The 16,404-nt window shown below is 64.9% G+C and carries 16 protein-coding genes; 3 read left to right on the forward strand and 13 right to left on the reverse strand.

Annotated elements, in window-relative coordinates; genetic code table 11:
* Positions 1 to 879: an RNase adapter RapZ gene (rapZ, locus tag AC56LU_RS06195; RefSeq protein ID WP_497174737.1), complete on the forward strand. Its 879-nt coding sequence runs from the start codon at positions 1 to 3 to the stop codon at positions 877 to 879.
* A gap of 150 nt (positions 880 to 1,029) precedes the next feature.
* Here the strand turns inward: rapZ and AC56LU_RS06200 are convergent, their stop codons facing one another.
* The 8 genes from AC56LU_RS06200 to AC56LU_RS06235 form a co-directional block, all read right to left on the reverse strand.
* On the reverse strand, positions 1,030 to 2,115 hold the full coding sequence (locus AC56LU_RS06200; protein ID WP_497174738.1) for an enoyl-CoA hydratase/isomerase family protein: 1,086 nt from the start codon (positions 2,113 to 2,115) through the stop codon (positions 1,030 to 1,032).
* A gap of 140 nt (positions 2,116 to 2,255) precedes the next feature.
* The gene (gene hpf, locus AC56LU_RS06205) at positions 2,256 to 2,609 is read right to left on the reverse strand and encodes a ribosome hibernation-promoting factor, HPF/YfiA family (RefSeq protein ID WP_497174739.1); all 354 of its coding nucleotides are present in this window, start codon (positions 2,607 to 2,609) and stop codon (positions 2,256 to 2,258) included.
* Between the two features lie 58 nt (positions 2,610 to 2,667).
* A complete protein-coding gene (locus AC56LU_RS06210; RefSeq protein WP_497174740.1) occupies positions 2,668 to 4,146 on the reverse strand; it encodes an RNA polymerase factor sigma-54 in 1,479 nt (492 codons plus the stop codon).
* Entirely contained in the window at positions 4,146 to 4,928 is a 783-nt protein-coding gene (lptB, locus tag AC56LU_RS06215; RefSeq protein ID WP_497174741.1) for an LPS export ABC transporter ATP-binding protein, read from the reverse strand. Before lptB ends, AC56LU_RS06210 begins: the two co-directional genes overlap by 1 nt.
* Entirely contained in the window at positions 4,925 to 5,482 is a 558-nt protein-coding gene (gene lptA, locus AC56LU_RS06220) for a lipopolysaccharide transport periplasmic protein LptA (RefSeq protein ID WP_497174742.1), read from the reverse strand. Before lptA ends, lptB begins: the two co-directional genes overlap by 4 nt.
* A 33-nt stretch (positions 5,483 to 5,515) precedes the next feature.
* A complete protein-coding gene (gene lptC / locus AC56LU_RS06225; RefSeq protein ID WP_497174743.1) occupies positions 5,516 to 6,118 on the reverse strand; it encodes an LPS export ABC transporter periplasmic protein LptC in 603 nt (200 codons plus the stop codon).
* Between the two features lie 20 nt (positions 6,119 to 6,138).
* Positions 6,139 to 6,669, reverse strand: a complete 531-nt coding sequence (locus AC56LU_RS06230; RefSeq protein ID WP_497174744.1) for a KdsC family phosphatase — start codon at positions 6,667 to 6,669, stop codon at positions 6,139 to 6,141.
* Complete coding sequence (locus AC56LU_RS06235; RefSeq protein ID WP_497174745.1) at positions 6,669 to 7,691, reverse strand: KpsF/GutQ family sugar-phosphate isomerase; 1,023 nt, start codon at positions 7,689 to 7,691, stop codon at positions 6,669 to 6,671. Before AC56LU_RS06235 ends, AC56LU_RS06230 begins: the two co-directional genes overlap by 1 nt.
* 75 nt (positions 7,692 to 7,766) lie before the next feature.
* Between AC56LU_RS06235 and AC56LU_RS06240 the strand changes: the two genes are divergently transcribed.
* Positions 7,767 to 9,746 (forward strand): monovalent cation:proton antiporter family protein, encoded by a 1,980-nt coding sequence (locus AC56LU_RS06240; protein WP_497174746.1) that lies wholly within the window; start codon positions 7,767 to 7,769, stop codon positions 9,744 to 9,746.
* A 153-nt stretch (positions 9,747 to 9,899) separates the two neighbouring features.
* Here AC56LU_RS06240 and AC56LU_RS06245 read toward each other — a convergent pair whose 3' ends face one another.
* From AC56LU_RS06245 to ychF, 4 genes are all read right to left on the reverse strand, one after another.
* Positions 9,900 to 11,018: a GGDEF domain-containing protein gene (locus tag AC56LU_RS06245; RefSeq protein WP_497174747.1), complete on the reverse strand. Its 1,119-nt coding sequence runs from the start codon at positions 11,016 to 11,018 to the stop codon at positions 9,900 to 9,902.
* 100 nt (positions 11,019 to 11,118) lie between these two features.
* Positions 11,119 to 11,964: an MOSC domain-containing protein gene (locus AC56LU_RS06250; protein ID WP_497174748.1), complete on the reverse strand. Its 846-nt coding sequence runs from the start codon at positions 11,962 to 11,964 to the stop codon at positions 11,119 to 11,121.
* A gap of 142 nt (positions 11,965 to 12,106) precedes the next feature.
* Positions 12,107 to 13,006: a subclass B3 metallo-beta-lactamase gene (bla, locus tag AC56LU_RS06255; RefSeq protein WP_497174749.1), complete on the reverse strand. Its 900-nt coding sequence runs from the start codon at positions 13,004 to 13,006 to the stop codon at positions 12,107 to 12,109.
* A 171-nt stretch (positions 13,007 to 13,177) separates the two neighbouring features.
* Positions 13,178 to 14,269, reverse strand: a complete 1,092-nt coding sequence (ychF, locus tag AC56LU_RS06260; RefSeq protein ID WP_497174750.1) for a redox-regulated ATPase YchF — start codon at positions 14,267 to 14,269, stop codon at positions 13,178 to 13,180.
* 270 nt (positions 14,270 to 14,539) lie between these two features.
* Between ychF and AC56LU_RS06265 the strand changes: the two genes are divergently transcribed.
* Complete coding sequence (locus tag AC56LU_RS06265) at positions 14,540 to 15,208, forward strand: PEP-CTERM sorting domain-containing protein (protein ID WP_497174751.1); 669 nt, start codon at positions 14,540 to 14,542, stop codon at positions 15,206 to 15,208.
* 55 nt (positions 15,209 to 15,263) lie between these two features.
* Here the strand turns inward: AC56LU_RS06265 and AC56LU_RS06270 are convergent, their stop codons facing one another.
* Entirely contained in the window at positions 15,264 to 16,358 is a 1,095-nt protein-coding gene (locus AC56LU_RS06270; protein WP_497174752.1) for a patatin-like phospholipase domain-containing protein, read from the reverse strand.
* Between the last annotated feature and the right edge of the window lie 46 nt (positions 16,359 to 16,404).

Here is a 16,404-nt window from a genome sequence, read left to right on the forward strand (position 1 = left end):
ATGCACATCGTTCTTATTACCGGTATTTCGGGCTCGGGCAAGTCGGTTGCCCTCAACGTTCTGGAAGACGCAGGCTACTACTGCGTCGACAACCTGCCGCCGGCCCTGCTGCCGGCCCTGGTCTACGCGGTCAGCGAAAAAGGCACGGAGAAAATCGCGGTCGCGGTCGATGCGCGCAGCGCGGAGTCGCTGGTGGAACTGCCGGTGAGCGTGCGCCACCTGAAGGAAGAAGGCCACAACGTCAAGGTGATGTTCCTGACCTCGAGCACGCATTCGCTGGTGGCGCGCTTTTCCGAAACCCGCCGCAGCCACCCGCTGTCGCACGAGCTGCGCCCGGGCGAGAACCCGGCCTCGCGCCGCACCCTGATCGAATGCATCGCCGAAGAGCGCGAACGCCTGTCGGCGATCGAGAACCTCGGCCACGTGATCGACACCTCGGAACTCTCGGCCAACAAGCTGCGCGCCTGGGTCAAGGAACTGGCCGACATCGAGCAGGCGCCGCTGACCCTGTTCTTCGAATCCTTCGCGTTCAAGGTCGGCGTGCCGCTGGACGCCGACTTCGTGTTCGACGTGCGCGCGATTCCGAACCCGTATTACGACCTGGCGCTGCGCCCGCTCACCGGCAAGGACGGCCCGGTGATCGCCTTCCTCGACGCCCAGCCGAGCGCCGTGGAGATGCTGGAAGATATCCGCGCTTTCGTCGCGAAGTGGCTGCCCTCGTTCAAGACGGATAACCGTTCCTACCTGACGGTGGCGGTAGGCTGCACCGGCGGGCAGCACCGCTCGGTGTACATGGCGGAGCGGCTGGGGGCGTATTTCGGGCAGACCGAACGGGTGATCGTTCGGCATCGGGAGCAGCCGAAGCACGCGGCTGTCTGATACGGCGTGCGCCGTCGATCATCGTAGGGTGGGCGGGTCTCCCGCCCGCGCGTTCAACTAACATTTGATCTGCCGGCTCGGCTGATCCACCGTTAACTATCACCGCGTGGGCGGGGGAGCCGCCCACCCTACGGAAAACCGGTATCAGTATCAGGTCAGATGCCGCAGCGGGTGCGCATGCTCCGGCCACACCGGCTCGAAGAACCGCGCCACCATCTCCGGCTTCACCTCGTCGAGCGTCGCCGGATTCCACTTCGGCGTATTGTCCTTGTCGATCACCAGCGCCCGCACGCCTTCCAGCACTTCGCCGTGCTCGAAATTGCGGCGCACCAGGTTGCGCTCCATGCGCAGGCAGTCCGCCACATCCAGCGCCGCGCCGCGTTGCAGGAGTTCGCGCGTTACGCACATCATCAGGGGCGAACGCTGGCGCATTGCCTTCAACGCCTTTTGCGCGAACGGGTTCTCGTCGCGCCCGAGCGAGGCCATGATCGCGCCCACCGTAGCGGCGCCGAAGTGCGCATCGATCACGGCGCGCTGCGCCTGCAGCTCACTCGGTCCGATGCGAGCGGCAAACTGCGCGGCGTAGTTCCGTATCGCCGCCGGCAACTGCGCGCCGGCCGTCGATTCCACCAGCGCCATCAATCCGCCCAGCTGGTCGCCCGGCACGAACACGTCGGCCAGCCCCACGTAGAGCGCATCGGTCGCGCCGATCGTCAGGCCGGTCAGGCCCAGGTATTGTCCCAGCTGGCCCGGCGCGTGCGACAGGAAGTGGCTGCCGCCGACGTCCGGGAACAAGCCAATGTTCACCTCGGGCATCGCCATTTTCGTGCGTTCGGTGACGATGCGCAGGCCGCAGCCAGGGCCGCCCTGGGCGATACCCATGCCGCCGCCCATCACCACGCCGTCCATCACCGCGATGTAGGGCTTCGGATAAAAGTGGATCAGGTGGTTCAGTGCGTATTCTTCGGTGAAGAAGTCTTCCAGCAGCGCGCTGCCGCCCATCGGGCTGGCCTGGCCTACCTCGTGGAAAAAGCGGATGTCGCCGCCCGCGCACAGGGCCTTCTCGCTGCTGCTGGTGATGACCACCGCGTCGATGCCCGCGTCATCCTTCCACTGCAACAGGGTCGCGGTGAGCGCGCGCACCATGTCGAGCGAGAGAGAATTCAGGGCTTTCGGCCGGTCGAGCGTGATGACGCCGGTGCGATTGGCAACGCGGGTCAGGACGGTATCGGTCATGACGGTCTTCTATGATCGAAAAGACATGCATTCTACAGAACATTTGTACAAATACGGAAGCCGGGAAAAGTAACAAGCGTGTACAAAAGCAAAAAGGGCGTCCCCTCAGACGCCCTTGCTTGATGTGCGGCTACCCGTCGTTACGCGGCAGCGGCTTCTCCGATGTCCGGAAGGCGCTTGTGCGCCACGTGGTTATGGTCTTGTAGCATGGATTTGTGCTTTAGAACCTGTCTGTCCAGCCTGTCCATCAGGGTATCAATCGCCGCATACAGATCCTGCGCGGCACTGGCCACGTGCAGAATCTTGCCGGATACCTGTAGGTTGATCTCCGCTTTCTGTCTTTTTTCTTTTTCGGTGAGGTTGTCGATCGCAAGGAACACGTGGGTATCGATGACGTGGTCGAAATGACGGGTGATGCGCTCGAGCTTATTCTGAACGTATTCACGGATGGCGGGGGTAACTTCGAGATGGTGGCCGCTGATTGTGAGGTTCATACACACTCCTTAGGGAAGGTGCCCTGCCCGCGCCACAAGGTGAGAGTGGGCAGTGGCTTTACAGGGATTTGCGGAGGCTGACGGGCGGAATCTTGAGCGCTTCGCGGTATTTTGCAACCGTGCGGCGCGCAATGACCATACCTTGTTCCCCGAGCATCTCCGCGATCTTGCTGTCGGATAGAGGGTTCCTAGGGTCTTCTGCTCCTGTCAATTGCGCAATGAGTGCGCGGATCGCCGTCGAGGAGGCTTCTCCCCCCGCTTCGGTGGCGACGTGACTTCCGAAGAAGTATTTCAGCTCAAACATGCCGTGCGGGGTCAGCATGTATTTCTGAGTGGTTACACGCGAGATTGTGCTCTCGTGTAGGCCTAGTGTATCAGCTATCTCGCGTAAGACAAGAGGGCGCATGGCAACCGCGCCGTGGCTGAAAAAGTTGCGCTGGCGCTCCACAATTGCCTCGGCAACACGCAGGATCGTATCGAAACGCTGGCGCATGTTCTTGATGAGCCACTTGGCTTCCTGCAGCTGCGCGCCCATCTGGCTTTCGCTCTTGCCCTGCTTGAGCAGGTTGGCGTACAGCGAGTTCACACGCAGTTTCGGCATCACGTCCGGGTTCAGGGTGACGGCCCAGCCGCTCTTGGCGCGCCGGACGATCACGTCCGGCACCACGTAGTCGGACACGCCCGAGCCGAAGGCCGCGCCGGGATGCGGATTGCACTGGCGGACCACGGCCTGCACTTCGCGCAGGTCTTCGTCGTCGCAGTCGAGCGCCTTCTTCAGCTTGGTGTATTCGCGCTGGGCGAACCAGGCCAGGTAGCCTTCGACGATCTTCAGGGCCAGGCGCCGCGTCACCATCGGCACGCCCGGCATGCGGCGGATCTGCAGCGCCAGGCATTCGGCCGCGCTGCGCGCACCCACGCCCACCGGGTCCAGGCTCTGCACCAGCGCCAGCGCGCAGCGCAGTTCGTCCATCTCGATCTCGAGTTCTTCCGGCAGCCGCGCATGGATGTCGTCGAGCGGCTCTTCGAGGTAGCCGTTGTCGTCGAGCGCATCGATCACCAGCTCGGCCAGCACGCGGTCGCGCACGCTGCAGCCGGTCAGGCGGATCTGCTCGGCCAGGTGCTCGCGCAGCGTGACGCTGTCGGCTTCGAGCTGCGGGCGTCCGTCCTCGTCGTCGCCGCTGCGCGCGCCGCCGCCTTCGCCGCCCCAGTCGGTATCGCCCTCGCCACGTTCGCCGTGGTCGCCGCCGTCATCCCCGCCCTCCGCCTCCGCCTTGGGGCCGTCCGCGCCCTCCGGTGCCGGCGCCGCGGCCGGCGCGTCGCCATTCGGCGGCGCCGCATTGATGGCGCCGTCGGCCAGCAGCCGCACCGAGCGGTCGAGCGGATCGTCGAGACGTTCGAGCAGCGGGTTGTCGTGCAGGATCTGCTCGATCTCCTGGTGCAGTTCGAGCGTGGACAGCTGCAGCAGGCGGATCGACTGCTGCAGCTGCGGCGTGAGCGCCAGGTGCTGCGAGGTGCGGAGCTGCAGTGACTGTTTCATTACATCCTGAAGTGTTCGCCGAGGTAGACGCGCCGCACGGATTCGTTGGCGATGATGTCGTCGGGCCGTCCCGAGGCCAGCACCGCGCCCTGGTTGATGATGTAGGCGCGGTCGCAGATCCCGAGCGTCTCGCGCACGTTGTGGTCGGTGATCAGGACCCCGATGTTGCGCTCCTTCAGGAAGCGCACGATGCGCTGGATCTCGATGACGGCGATCGGATCGACGCCCGCGAACGGTTCGTCCAGCAGCACGAAGCGCGGGTTGGTCGCGAGCGCGCGCGCGATCTCGACGCGGCGCCGTTCGCCGCCCGACAGCGACAGCGCCGGGTTCTCGCGCAGCTTCTCGATCTGCAGTTCCGCCAGCAGGGTGTCGAGGCGTTCGTTGATCTGGTCCTTGGTGAGCGCCTTGCCGTCCACCCGCTGCAGCTCGAGCACGGCGCGGATGTTCTCTTCCACCGTCAGCTTGCGGAACACCGAGGCTTCCTGAGGCAGGTACGAGAGGCCCAGTACCGCGCGGCGGTGGATCGGCAGGCTTGAAATGTCGGTGCCGTTGATGTCGATGGTGCCGGCGTCCGAGGGCACCAGGCCGACGATCATGTAGAACGAGGTGGTCTTGCCGGCGCCGTTGGGGCCGAGCAGGCCGACCACTTCGCCGCATTCCACCTGCAGCGACACGTCGCGCACCACCAGGCGCTTGCCGTAGCTCTTCTGCAGGCCCTTGACGATCAGGGTGCTGCAGCCTTCGCGCGCGGTGGCGAAGGCGCCGTTCATGGCTGCCGTCATTGCTTGGCGCCCTCTGCTGGCGCCGTGGTCCGGCGCGGCGCGATGATCAGGGTGCCGCGGCCGCCGCCCACCTTGCTGGCGCCGCTGGCGTCGTTGCGCACCTGCGCGACTTCGCGCCGGTTGTCGTAGGAGATGAACGGGCCCTTGATCTCGTTGGTCATGCGCCCGCCCTCCAGCTCGCGCACCTCGGCGGCGGTGAACAGCTTCACCAGCTCGGCGCGCTCGTCATACTCGATGCGCTGGGCCTGGCCCTCGACCCACAGGTCGGGACCGCCGTCGCGCTTCTGGCGGAAGGTGGCGGTCTTGCCGTTGTTGGCGGTGAGGGTCACGCTCATGAAGCCTTCCGGCGTTTCCTTCAACAGGGCGCGGTCGGATTTCAGCACCAGCGTGCCGCGCGTGAGCACGACGTTGCCGGTCAGGACGCGGGTCTGGGTGACCTCGTCCACGTCGAGCGAGTCGAATTGGACCACGGCCTGCTTGAGCGAATCGGCACGCTCCGCCGAGGCGCCGAAGGCGGCCAGGCTGAGGAATACGGCTGCGATAATTTTTTTCATGTTGCTTGTCCTGGGTTGGCTTGTTGCTGCCGCTTATTGGGGACGCTGGCGTGGCGGATAAACGATCTGGCCGCGGCTGGCGAGATGCAGCTTCTGGGTCGCGTTGTTGGCGACCATGCCGGTGCCGGTCACGGTCGCGGAACCGAGCCGCATCTCGATCGCCTTGTCGGTCTTGAGGATTTCTTCGTCGGGCAGCACGGTGAGCGCCTGGGTCTGCATGCGCAGCGCTTCGCTGGTCGGCGTGGCCGGACGCTGGATGTCGACGTTGCCGAGCAGTTCGACGCGGTGTTCCTCGTGGTAGATCTGGGCGCGTTTTGCGACGATGGTCATACGCGGACGGCCGGGCGTCATGCTCTCCATCACCGGCTGTTCGACATGGGACACGTCGCCCAGCGGCGTATGCGCCAGGCGCTTGCCCGACACCACGTAGCTCGGCTTGCCCGCTTCGGTCATGCGCACGAACGAGAAATTCTCGACGATGTAGTCGGGTTCGTCCTGCGGCCCGCCGAGTCGCGCGCTGTCGTCTTCGCTTTCCATCAGCTGCACCACCCAGAAGCTGCCGAATGCGCAGAAGGCCGCGATCATCATGATCGTCAGGAGCTTCCAGCGGTGGGCGGTGCGTTTATAGGTGACCATGCTCGATCAGGCGCGAAGGCTCATGCGAAATAAGGCGCGAGCGCCTGTTCGTAGGTGCCCTGCGCGCGCATGACGAGGTCGCAGACCTCGCGCACGGCGCCGCGGCCACCCGCGTTCTTCGTTACGTAGTGCGCGCGGTGCTGCACTTCCGGGTGGCCCGACGGCACGGCGACGGCAAAACCGACGCGGGTGAACAGCGGCAGGTCGATCACGTCGTCGCCGATGTACCCGCATTGGTCCGGCGTCACGCCGGTTGCTTCGAGCAGCTCTGCGAAGCCGACCCGCTTGTCGTGGATGCCCTGGTAGACGTGGGGGATGCCCAGGTCGGCGGCGCGCTTGACCACGATCGGCGACTTGCGCGCGCTGATGATGGCCGTGCGCACGCCGGTCTTGTTCAGCAACTGGATGCCGAGGCCGTCGAGCACGTTGAAGGTCTTGGTGACCTCGCCGTCCGGGCCGTAGGTGAGGCTGCCGTCGGTGAGCACGCCGTCGACGTCGAAGATCATGACTCTTACGCGCGCGGCGCGCTGCATGTATTCCGTTGGCGTCATCAGATCACCTTGGCGCGGGTCAGGTCGTGGATGTGGAGCGCGCCGACCAGGCGATCCTCAAGGTCGACGACCAGCATCTGGTTGATGCGGAATTCTTCCATGACGGCGACGGCATCGACCGCCAGCTGTTCCGGATGGACGCGGCGCGGATTGGCGTGCATCACGTCGCTGATGACGATGTTCGAAAAGTCCTGCACGCGCTCGATCAGGCGGCGCAGGTCGCCGTCGGTGAACACGCCGACCGGGCGGCGCTCGTCGTCGACGACGGCCGTCATGCCCATGCCCTTCTGGCTGATCTCGAGCAGTGCGCGGGTCAGCGGGGTGTCGGGCGTCACGCTCGGCACCGCGTCGCCGCTGCGCATCACGTCGTGCACATGGGTCAGCAGGCGGCGGCCCAGCGCCCCGCCCGGATGCGACATGGCGAAATCTTCCTCGCGGAAGCCGCGCACATCGAGCAGCGCCACGGCCAGCGCGTCGCCCATCGCCAGGGTGACGGTGGTGCTGGTGGTCGGCGCCAGGTTGAGGGTGCAGGCTTCCTTGGCCACCGAGATGTCGAGGTGGATCTCGGACAGCTTGGCCAGGCGCGAATGCGGCTTGCCGGTCATCGAGATGACGGGGGAACCCATGCGCTTGATGGCCGGCAAAATTTCCAGCAGTTCGGACGATTCGCCGGAATTCGAAATGGCGATGAACACGTCGTGCGTGGTCACCATGCCGAGGTCGCCGTGGGCGGCTTCGCCCGGGTGCACGAACATGGCCGGGGTGCCGGTGGACGCCAGGGTGGCGGCAATCTTGCGGCCGATGTGGCCGGACTTGCCCATGCCGGACACCACCACGCGGCCGGTGCACCCGACCAGCATCTGGACGGCGCGCACGAAACTGTCGTCGTCGCCGAGGCGCGCGTGCAGCGCGCGGATCGCGTCGGCTTCGATGGCCAGGGTCTCGCGGCCGAGCTCCAGGACACGGCGGGCCTGGTCGGCATCAAAACTTTTCAGCATTATTTTTTCATGGGTTACACTCATGCCAGCAGTATAAACGAATTGGGTAAGCAAAAAACTTGCCAGACGTAACAAACAATAACAACGCACCTCGGGACGATGCATTCCGGACTTGAACTGACCCTGCTCCTGCTGGGCTCCGCCGTGCTCGGTGTGGTCGCCTTCCGGATGCTTCACCTGCCGCCGATGCTCGGCTACCTGGCCGTCGGCGTACTGATCGGCCCCCATGCGCTGGCCCTGGCAGACGACAGTCCCGCCACCCATACGTTGGCCGAGTTCGGTATCGTGTTCCTGATGTTTTCCATCGGGCTCGAATTCTCCTTGGCCCAGCTCAAATCGATGCGCCGCATCGTGTTCGGCCTGGGCCTGGCACAGGTCGTATTGACGATCGTGACGGCGATGGCGTTCGGCCTGTTCATTTCCTGGTGGGCACCCTCGCTGCAGCTCAGCTGGCAGGCCGCCTTTGCCCTGGGCGGGGCGCTGGCGATGTCCTCGACGGCCATCGTAGTCAAGATGCTGACCGAGCGCCTGGAGCTGGAGAGCGAGCATGGGCGCCGCATCATCGGCATCCTGCTGTTCCAGGACCTGGCCGTGGTGCCGCTCCTGATCCTGATCCCTTCGCTGGCGCGTCCGGCCGAAGAGCTGGCGATCACGCTCGGCTGGGCGGCGCTGAAGGCGGCCTTCGTGCTGGCCCTGCTCCTGAAGTTCGGCCAGAAGCTGATGCGCAACTGGTTCACCATCGTCGCCAAGCGCCGTTCGCAGGAGCTGTTCATGCTCAACCTGCTGCTGGTGACGCTCGGCCTGGCCTGGATCACCGAGCAGGCCGGCCTGTCGCTGGCGCTGGGGGCCTTCGTGGCCGGCATGCTGATCTCGGAAACCCAGTACAAGCACCAGGTGGAAGAAGACATCAAGCCCTTCCGCGACGTGCTGCTCGGGCTGTTCTTCATCACGGTGGGCATGCTGCTCAACCTGCAGCTGGTGCTGCAGCACTGGTGGCTGGTGCTGGCGCTGGTGATCTTTCCGGTGCTGCTCAAGTTCGCGATCATCGCCGTGCTGGCCAAGGCCTTCGGTTCCAGCGACGGCGTAGCCATGCGTACCGGCCTGGCGCTGGCGCAGGCCGGCGAATTCGGCTTCGTGCTGCTGAACCTCGCCATGGGCTCGAAGCTGGTCGACCCTTTCCTCTTGCAGCTGGTGCTGGCCTCGATGGTGCTGTCGATGCTGATTGCGCCTTTCGTCATCGACAACATGGACCGGGTTGTCATGAAAGTCTCGTCGAACGAATGGATGATGCAGTCGCTGCAGCTGACCCAGATCGCCAGCCGCACCATGAAGACCCAGAAGCACGTGATCATCGCCGGCTTCGGGCGCAGCGGCCAGAGCCTGGCCACCCTGCTGTCCGAGGAAAAGCTGCCCTGGTACGCGCTCGACCTGGACCCGGAGCGGGTGCAAGAGGCGCAATCGGCCGGCGCCAGCGTGTCCTACGGCGACGCGGCGCGCCGCGAAAGCCTGATCGCGGCCGGCATCAACCGCGCCAGCGCCCTGGTGATCACCTTCGCCGACACCCGGCTGGCGCTGAAGGTGCTGCACCTGGTGCACGAGCTGGCGCCGAACCTGGCGGTCATCGTGCGCAGCCACGACGACAGCGACCTCGATGTGCTCAAGCGCGCCGGCGCCACCGAAGTCGTCCCGGAGGCGCTGGAGAGTTCACTGATGCTGGCGTCGCACGCACTGGTGACGATGGGCGTGCCGCTGCGCCGCGTGGTGCACCGCGTGCAGGCGGCGCGCGACGAGCGCTACGCCTCGCTGCGCGGCTACTTCCACGGCGCCAGCGACGTCTCGGACGACCTGGAACACACCTACGTGCGCCTGCATTCGGTGACGCTGCACGGCGGCGCCGTCGGGATCGGCAAGCATGTCAGGGAGCTGGCGCTGGAAGAAGTGGGCGCCGAGGTGACCACCCTGCGGCGCAACGGGCAGAGCCTGGATTTCGATCCGGAGACGATGCTGCTGGCGGGGGATGTGCTGGTGCTGCGGGGTGAGGGTGAAGCCGTGAGCCGGGCCGAGAGCCGGCTGCTGTGATTGTTTCCGCGATATCGCGTCGTTACGCATTGAATATTCGCGACGACCGTAGGGTGGGCAGGTTTCCTGCCCACGCGTTCAACCAGCATCGATACAATCGCAACGCGTCAGTTCATCCGTGATTTGAACGCGTGGGCGGAAGACCCGCCCACCTTACGAAAGTGAAACGACCCGATTGCGCCCATTGGCCTTGGCCTGATACAGCGCCGTATCCGCCTGCGCCACCAGATCCTGCGCCACGCCCTCGATCGCATGGTCCCGCTCGAAATCGTCGAGCGTCGCCACCCCGATCGACACCGTCACCGGCACCTGCTCGCCGCTGTTCAGGTCTACCGGATTCAAGGCCACGCTGGCGCGGATGCGCTGCGCCACCATGCTGGCGCTTTCCAGGTCCGCGTCGATCAGCAGCACCACGAATTCCTCGCCGCCGAAGCGCGCCAGCGCATCCGAGATGCGCAATTCGGCCTTGATGCGCTGGGCCACCTCGCGCAGCACCTCGTCGCCGCCCTGGTGGCCGACGCTGTCGTTGACCTGCTTGAAATGGTCGATGTCGATGTACATGCACGAGATGCGGTAGGCCTGGCGGCGCGCCCGCGCGATCTCTTCCACCAGGCGGCGGTCGATGTAGCGCCGGTTGTAGACGCCGGTGAGCGAATCGGTCAGCCCGATGTACTTGAGCATCTCGTTGCTGATGACGTTCTCGAGGCAGATCGCGACGATCGATCCCATGTGCTCGATGAAGTCGGTGCCGAGCGCCGCGGTGAAGCGGTTCGGGTCCGAGCTGCCCAGGTTCAGGCTGCCGATCAGGCGGGTATTGCGCAGCAACGGCACCAGCGCCACGCTCTGCAGGTTTTTCGGCGGCTGCGGGAACATCGCGCCATGGCGCGAAGGCGCATACGGCCCCAGCACCGGACGCGGACGGCGCCCCTCGGCCGGTTTGAACCCGAGTTCCTCGGCCTGCTCGCAGAACAGCAGGTTGGGCAGCTGTTCGTAATCCACGCCCAGCTTGTGCATGACGGTGTAGATGTCGGCTTCCGGGTCCACCAGCGCCAGGGTCACGGTGTCGAGTTCGGAAGTGATCGGGAGCGTGCCGAAGATGGTCGACACCAGCTGCTGGAACGAGCCGGCGCCCACGATCTGCAGGTCGAAGGCCTGGTGCCGGGTCATAATCGAGTGGTTGCGCTCGGCCTGCTCGAGCAGGTACGCCATGCGGGAACGCAGGGTCTCGTTCTCCAGCATCAGTTCTCGCGTCTGCGCATCCGGCTCGTGCATTGAAAATTCCTTTCAGCAATAACCGTAACATTACGCCATCTTTCCAGCCTTGGAAACGAAAAATCGCCCCCGCGGGCGATTTAACGACACTATTCCGGGGTCAGAATGCGATGGCTACGTCCAGTTGCTGGCCGACGCGCAAGGACCCGCCCGCCCCTGCCGTGACGATGCAGTTCATGCCCATGCAGACGGCGCCTTCCATGCGCGGATTGGCGCGGTAAGACTGCAGGATGTCGAGCGGATCGGGGCCGGCTATGCCGGTGGCCTGGTCGATCGAGGGAATCGGGCAGCGCGCACAGGGCTTGACCGGACGCAGCGCCAGGTCGTCAAGCACGAAGGATTCCACGTAATCCTCTTCGAAAGCGTCGATGCCGTCGACCACCAGGTTCGGGCGGAAGCGGTTCATCGGCAGCGGGGCGCGGCCGGCTGATTTTAATCTGGCGTTGAGATCGTCGAGGGAGGCCTGGCCAATGACCAGGATCGGGTAGCCGTCGGCGAAGCGGGTTTCGGCGGGCGTGCCGCCGGTCCACTTGGTACTGGTCGGGCGGTGCACGTCCGGGCGGAATCGCACCAGCCGGCACGGCCCGCCAATCGCGTCGGCGAACCAGGCCGCGGCGGTGTCGCCGCAATCGGCGGCGTCCACGCTGTGGTCCCAGATCTGCACGGTTTTCCCGGGTGCGGCGGGGTCGTGCGCCAGGGGCAGGCGCAGCGCCGGCATGCCGGGAGCCGTCACGGCGACGGCATCGCCGTCGATCCGCGGCGTGACCAGCGCCATGCGCGGGTACTCGCGCTGGGTCAGGAACTGGCCGTCGTGGGTGACGAGCATCCATTCGCGGTCGTGCACGTCCTGCGCCGCCAGGCCCGAGATGTGGAACCGCGCCTCCGGCACGGCGATGCCGGCGCAGGACTTGATCGGGTAGATGAGGAGTTCGGTAACGGTCGCCATGCTGTCGCCTCTTGCGAAGGAAGGCCGACAGTATGGCAGGGATTGCGGCGCTTCGCAGGTGGACACCCTCACCTGCCGATGGCGCTTTCCCTGTTGGCCCAGGCCCGTCGCTCCCGCGAAGGCGGGAGCCCAATTCGCTTACTCAGCCATTCGCTTTCGCCTTCTCGTCGCGCTCGCGCTGCAGACGTTCTTCGAACTTCTGCGCGGCGCCGGCCGCCAGCTTGCGGCAGCCTTCCGGATCGATGAAGGGATTCGTGCCCTCTGCCTTGCGCGCTGCCTTGGCGAAGGCATCGGTGGCGGACGGATGGGCGGCGATCACGATGTCGCACTTCAGGCCGGCGATCGTGGCGATCGTCTTGCGGAAGCTGGCCGAGCGGTCCGGGTAGCCGGCGCCGCCGGTGTAGTAGAAGCCGTCGGTGGATACCGGCGTCAGGCTGTCGGCATAGACCATGTCGAGGCATTTGCCGCCTTCGCACGATTGCCAGGTCCAGGTGGTGCCGCCGGGCGTATGGCCGGGCGTGTAGTGCACGGTGAAGCGCAGCGGGCCGATCGACAGGGTTTCCTTGTCCGCGACTTCCTTCACCTGCGCGATCTTTGGAATGTAGACGCGCTCCTTCGGGTCGTACTGCGGATCGTCGGTACCGGGCGTGCCGTCGCGCAGCACCTGGGCGCCGTGCGGGCTGTGGGCGACCGTGGCGACACTCAGCTTCTGCAGCGCGGCGATGCCGCCGGCGTGGTCGAAGTGGGCGTGCGAATTGAGGATCAGCTTCACGTCCTTCATCTTGAAACCGAGCGCTTCGATGTTCTTCCGGATCAGCGGCGCGGACTGCGGCAGCGCGCCGTCGAGCAGGACGTGGCCCTGCGGGCCGGTGACCAGCAGGGCGGACAGGCCAGCGGTGCCGACGTACCAGGTGTTACCGTGGACGTTGAAGGGGGCGACGGGCTTGTTCCACTCGGCGCAGGAACCGCAGTTGATGGCGTCTTGTGCCAGCGCGCTGTTGGCGGCCAGCAGGACGGCTGTCGTGACGAGGATTGTCTTCATGATTCGCTCACTTGTCGATTGTTCGGGACTGCCTATTTGAGCCTAGTTGAACATGGGAGCAATTATTAGAGAAGCGTTGTGGGACGAAGCGCCGTCGATGTGGGACGAATCGAAGCCTGTAACGAAAAGCCCCGCTCGTTGGCGGGGCTTTTCGCTTGGGTAGCTGGCTGCTTAGACGTTGAACAGGAAGTTCAACACATCCCCATCCTTGACGATGTATTCCTTACCCTCCGCGCGCATCTTGCCCGCTTCCTTCGCGCCCGCTTCGCCTTTCAGGGCGATGTAATCGTCATACGCGATGGTCTGCGCGCGAATGAAACCGCGCTCGAAATCGGTGTGGATTACGCCCGCGGCTTGCGGGGCGGTGGCGCCGACCTTCACGGTCCAGGCGCGCACTTCCTTGACACCTGCGGTGAAATACGTCTGCAGGCCGAGCAGCTTGTAGGCGGCACGGATCAGGCGGTCCAGGCCCGGCTCTTCCATGCCCATGTCGGCCAGGAATTCCTTCTTGTCCGCGTCTTCCATCTCGGCGATCTCCGATTCGATCGCGGCGGAGATGGCCACGATCGGCGCATTCTGCTTCTTCGCGAACTCGGTCAGCTTGTCCAGCAGCGGGTTGTCGGTGAAACCGGTGTCGGAGACGTTGGCGACATACATCGCCGGCTTGGCGGTGATCAGGTGCAATTCGCGGATCAAGGCCATCTCGTCGGCGTCCAGGCCCATGGTGCGGACCGGCTGGCCTTCGTTCAGGTGCGGCAGCATGCGTTCGCAGATGGCCACCAGCTTGGCCGCATCCTTGTCGCCCGAGCGCGCCTTCTTGTTTTCGCGGTGGATCGCTTTCTCGACGGCGCCCAGGTCGGCCAGCGCCAGCTCGGTCTGGATGACTTCGATGTCGTCGATCGGGCTGACCTTGCCGGCCACGTGGATCACGTTGTCATCTTCGAAGCAGCGCACCACGTTGACGATCGCGTCGGTCTCGCGGATGTGCGACAGGAACTGGTTGCCCAGGCCCTCGCCCTTCGACGCACCGGCCACCAGGCCGGCGATGTCGACGAATTCGACGATCGCCGGCACGACGCGTTCCGGCTTGACGATGTCAGCCAGCGCCTGCATGCGCGGATCCGGCACCTCGACCACGCCGACGTTCGGCTCGATGGTGCAGAACGGATAGTTCTCGGCCGGGATACCGGCCTTGGTCAGGGCGTTGAACAGGGTGGACTTGCCGACGTTCGGCAGGCCGACGATGCCGCATTGGAGGCTCATGGGGACTCTTTTCTCTCGTATAGATGCGGAGCGGAAAAAGCCCGGCTCCAAAACCCCACATTGTAACCGGGGACGCTATGGGCTGCCGAAAAAAACGGCTCAGATCCGGACCAATTGTGCTCCTGCGCAGCTAAATTTACTGTCGGGAAATTTTACAGTGAAGGCTCATCTGCTGCGCTCCGCGTAAATATGCCGTTTGAAATCAAATACTTGCTAGGGTGGAACAGTAATTGCTAGATGGTAATCAATTCAATTCACCCGAGATATCTCATGAACAAACTGATCTATGCACTGGTCGTCGCCGCAACCCTCTTGGCAACGAGCGCGGATGCCTCCATCATCCGTCCCGGCTACGCGAACGCGGGCCTGGTTGGCGGCGACCTGACCGATCCGGAAAACAATGGCAACCCAGAAGCCGACAGCGGCTACAACGCTACTTTCCGCTCGTCGGTCGAGCAGGGTTTCGGCGGTGGCGAGTACGCGTTCAACGTGTTCGACAACCGGGTCGGCGGCGGGAACGATAAATGGTGCTGCGAGACCAATGTCTGGGTCGAAGCCAACTTCGGCAGCAAGCGCTACACCCTGACCAGCTTCACGGCGTCGTCGGCCAACGACGTACCGGGCCGCGATTCGAACCGCTGGCAGATCCTCGGTTCGAACGACGGCATCAATTACACCGCGATCTTCAGCTACGACAAGCCGCAATCGGTCTGGACCGATCGCCATCAGACTGTCCAGTTCTTCGCCGGTACCGACTACACCTCGCCGGCGTCCTACAGCATCTTCCGTTACGCGTCGACGCGCGTGGTCTCGGACAGTATGCACCAGCTGGCCGAACTGGAATTCTTCGGCACGCAGGCAGAAGTGCCGGAGCCGGCCAGCATCCTGCTAATTAGCCTGGGCGCCCTGGGCTTTGCCGCTCGCCGCAAGCGCGCCTGATCAACGCATCCAGACAAGAACCGCTGCAGTGCAGCGGTTTTTTTTCGCCTGCCGCTCAGACCGGCCGGATGCGCGACATGTCTGGCCTGGCAACGAACTCCGCCAGCTCATCACGCAGCCGCTGCCCCTCCCCGATCGCCCGCTGCCAGTTGCGGATGCGCTCATCATGGTCGAGCCCATAGAAGGTGAAGTCCGCCCGGTCCGGCAGCTTGCCGCGCGGCAGGGTGCGCAGGAATTCCTCCGAAGGCGAGACGATCAGCACGTTGTCGAGCCAGCCCCGGTGGGCGCGCGCCGCGCGGCGCCACGGGAATCCTTTATCCAGCCAGCCCGGCACGATATGCTGCGTAAAGTGCGGGTACAGCACCAGGTCGCCCTTGCTCTCCCCGGCCGCCCGCGCATACGGCAGGGCCAGGTGATAGTCGATCAAGCCGCCATCCCAGTAGCTGCCCGGCGGCAGGTCGGCGATGCCAGTGACCGGCTTCATGATGAGCGGAAGCGTTCCCGAGGCCAGCAGGCTCGCCGCAAGGTTGGTGCGCGTGAGCGAGGAAAAGTGGGTAGTGAAGGCATCGAAACGCTCGCGCAGCCACGGCGCATGGGCACGGGCGTCGCCGATCACGACCCGTTCCATGCAGCGCCCCAGCCAGGTGCGCGAACAGGCGTTGTGCAGCGCCGCCGTGGCGAAACCGCGCAACTCGGCGCGCTGGTGTCCGGGCGCGGCCAGGCCGCCCTTGCCGCGCACCGCCAACAGGTGCAGGCGGTGGTGCGGATGACTCACGATGTCGTCTTCATGCCCGCGCACGAATTCGGCGAGCAGGCCCTGCACCACCTTGTCGATCTCGTGCTGGGTCGGCTTGCGGCTGGTGTAGCGCTGGTGCGCGTACAGCTCACCCAGGCGCGCAAAGGCCTTGGCCGGATCGCGCTGGCAGGCGGCGGCCATGCGCCAGGCGCCGATCGAGGAACCGATGAGGACGCGCTCGCGCGGGGCGCCCGGCAGCCATTCGCCAAACATCCACGCATCGAGCGCCTGGAAGATCAGCCCCTTGGGGCCACCGGCCGCGGCCGGCACGATGGCGACGTCCTGCGCACGCAGGCCCTGCGCGCCGATCTGGGCAAGGGCCAGCGGCCCGGCATGGAATGTGAGTGCCTTCATGGGCAAAATTATCGCAGGAAGAGTGTGATTGCGCTGGCTCAAGGGT

It is taken from the genome of Telluria sp. PB2R4, assembly GCF_059685695.1.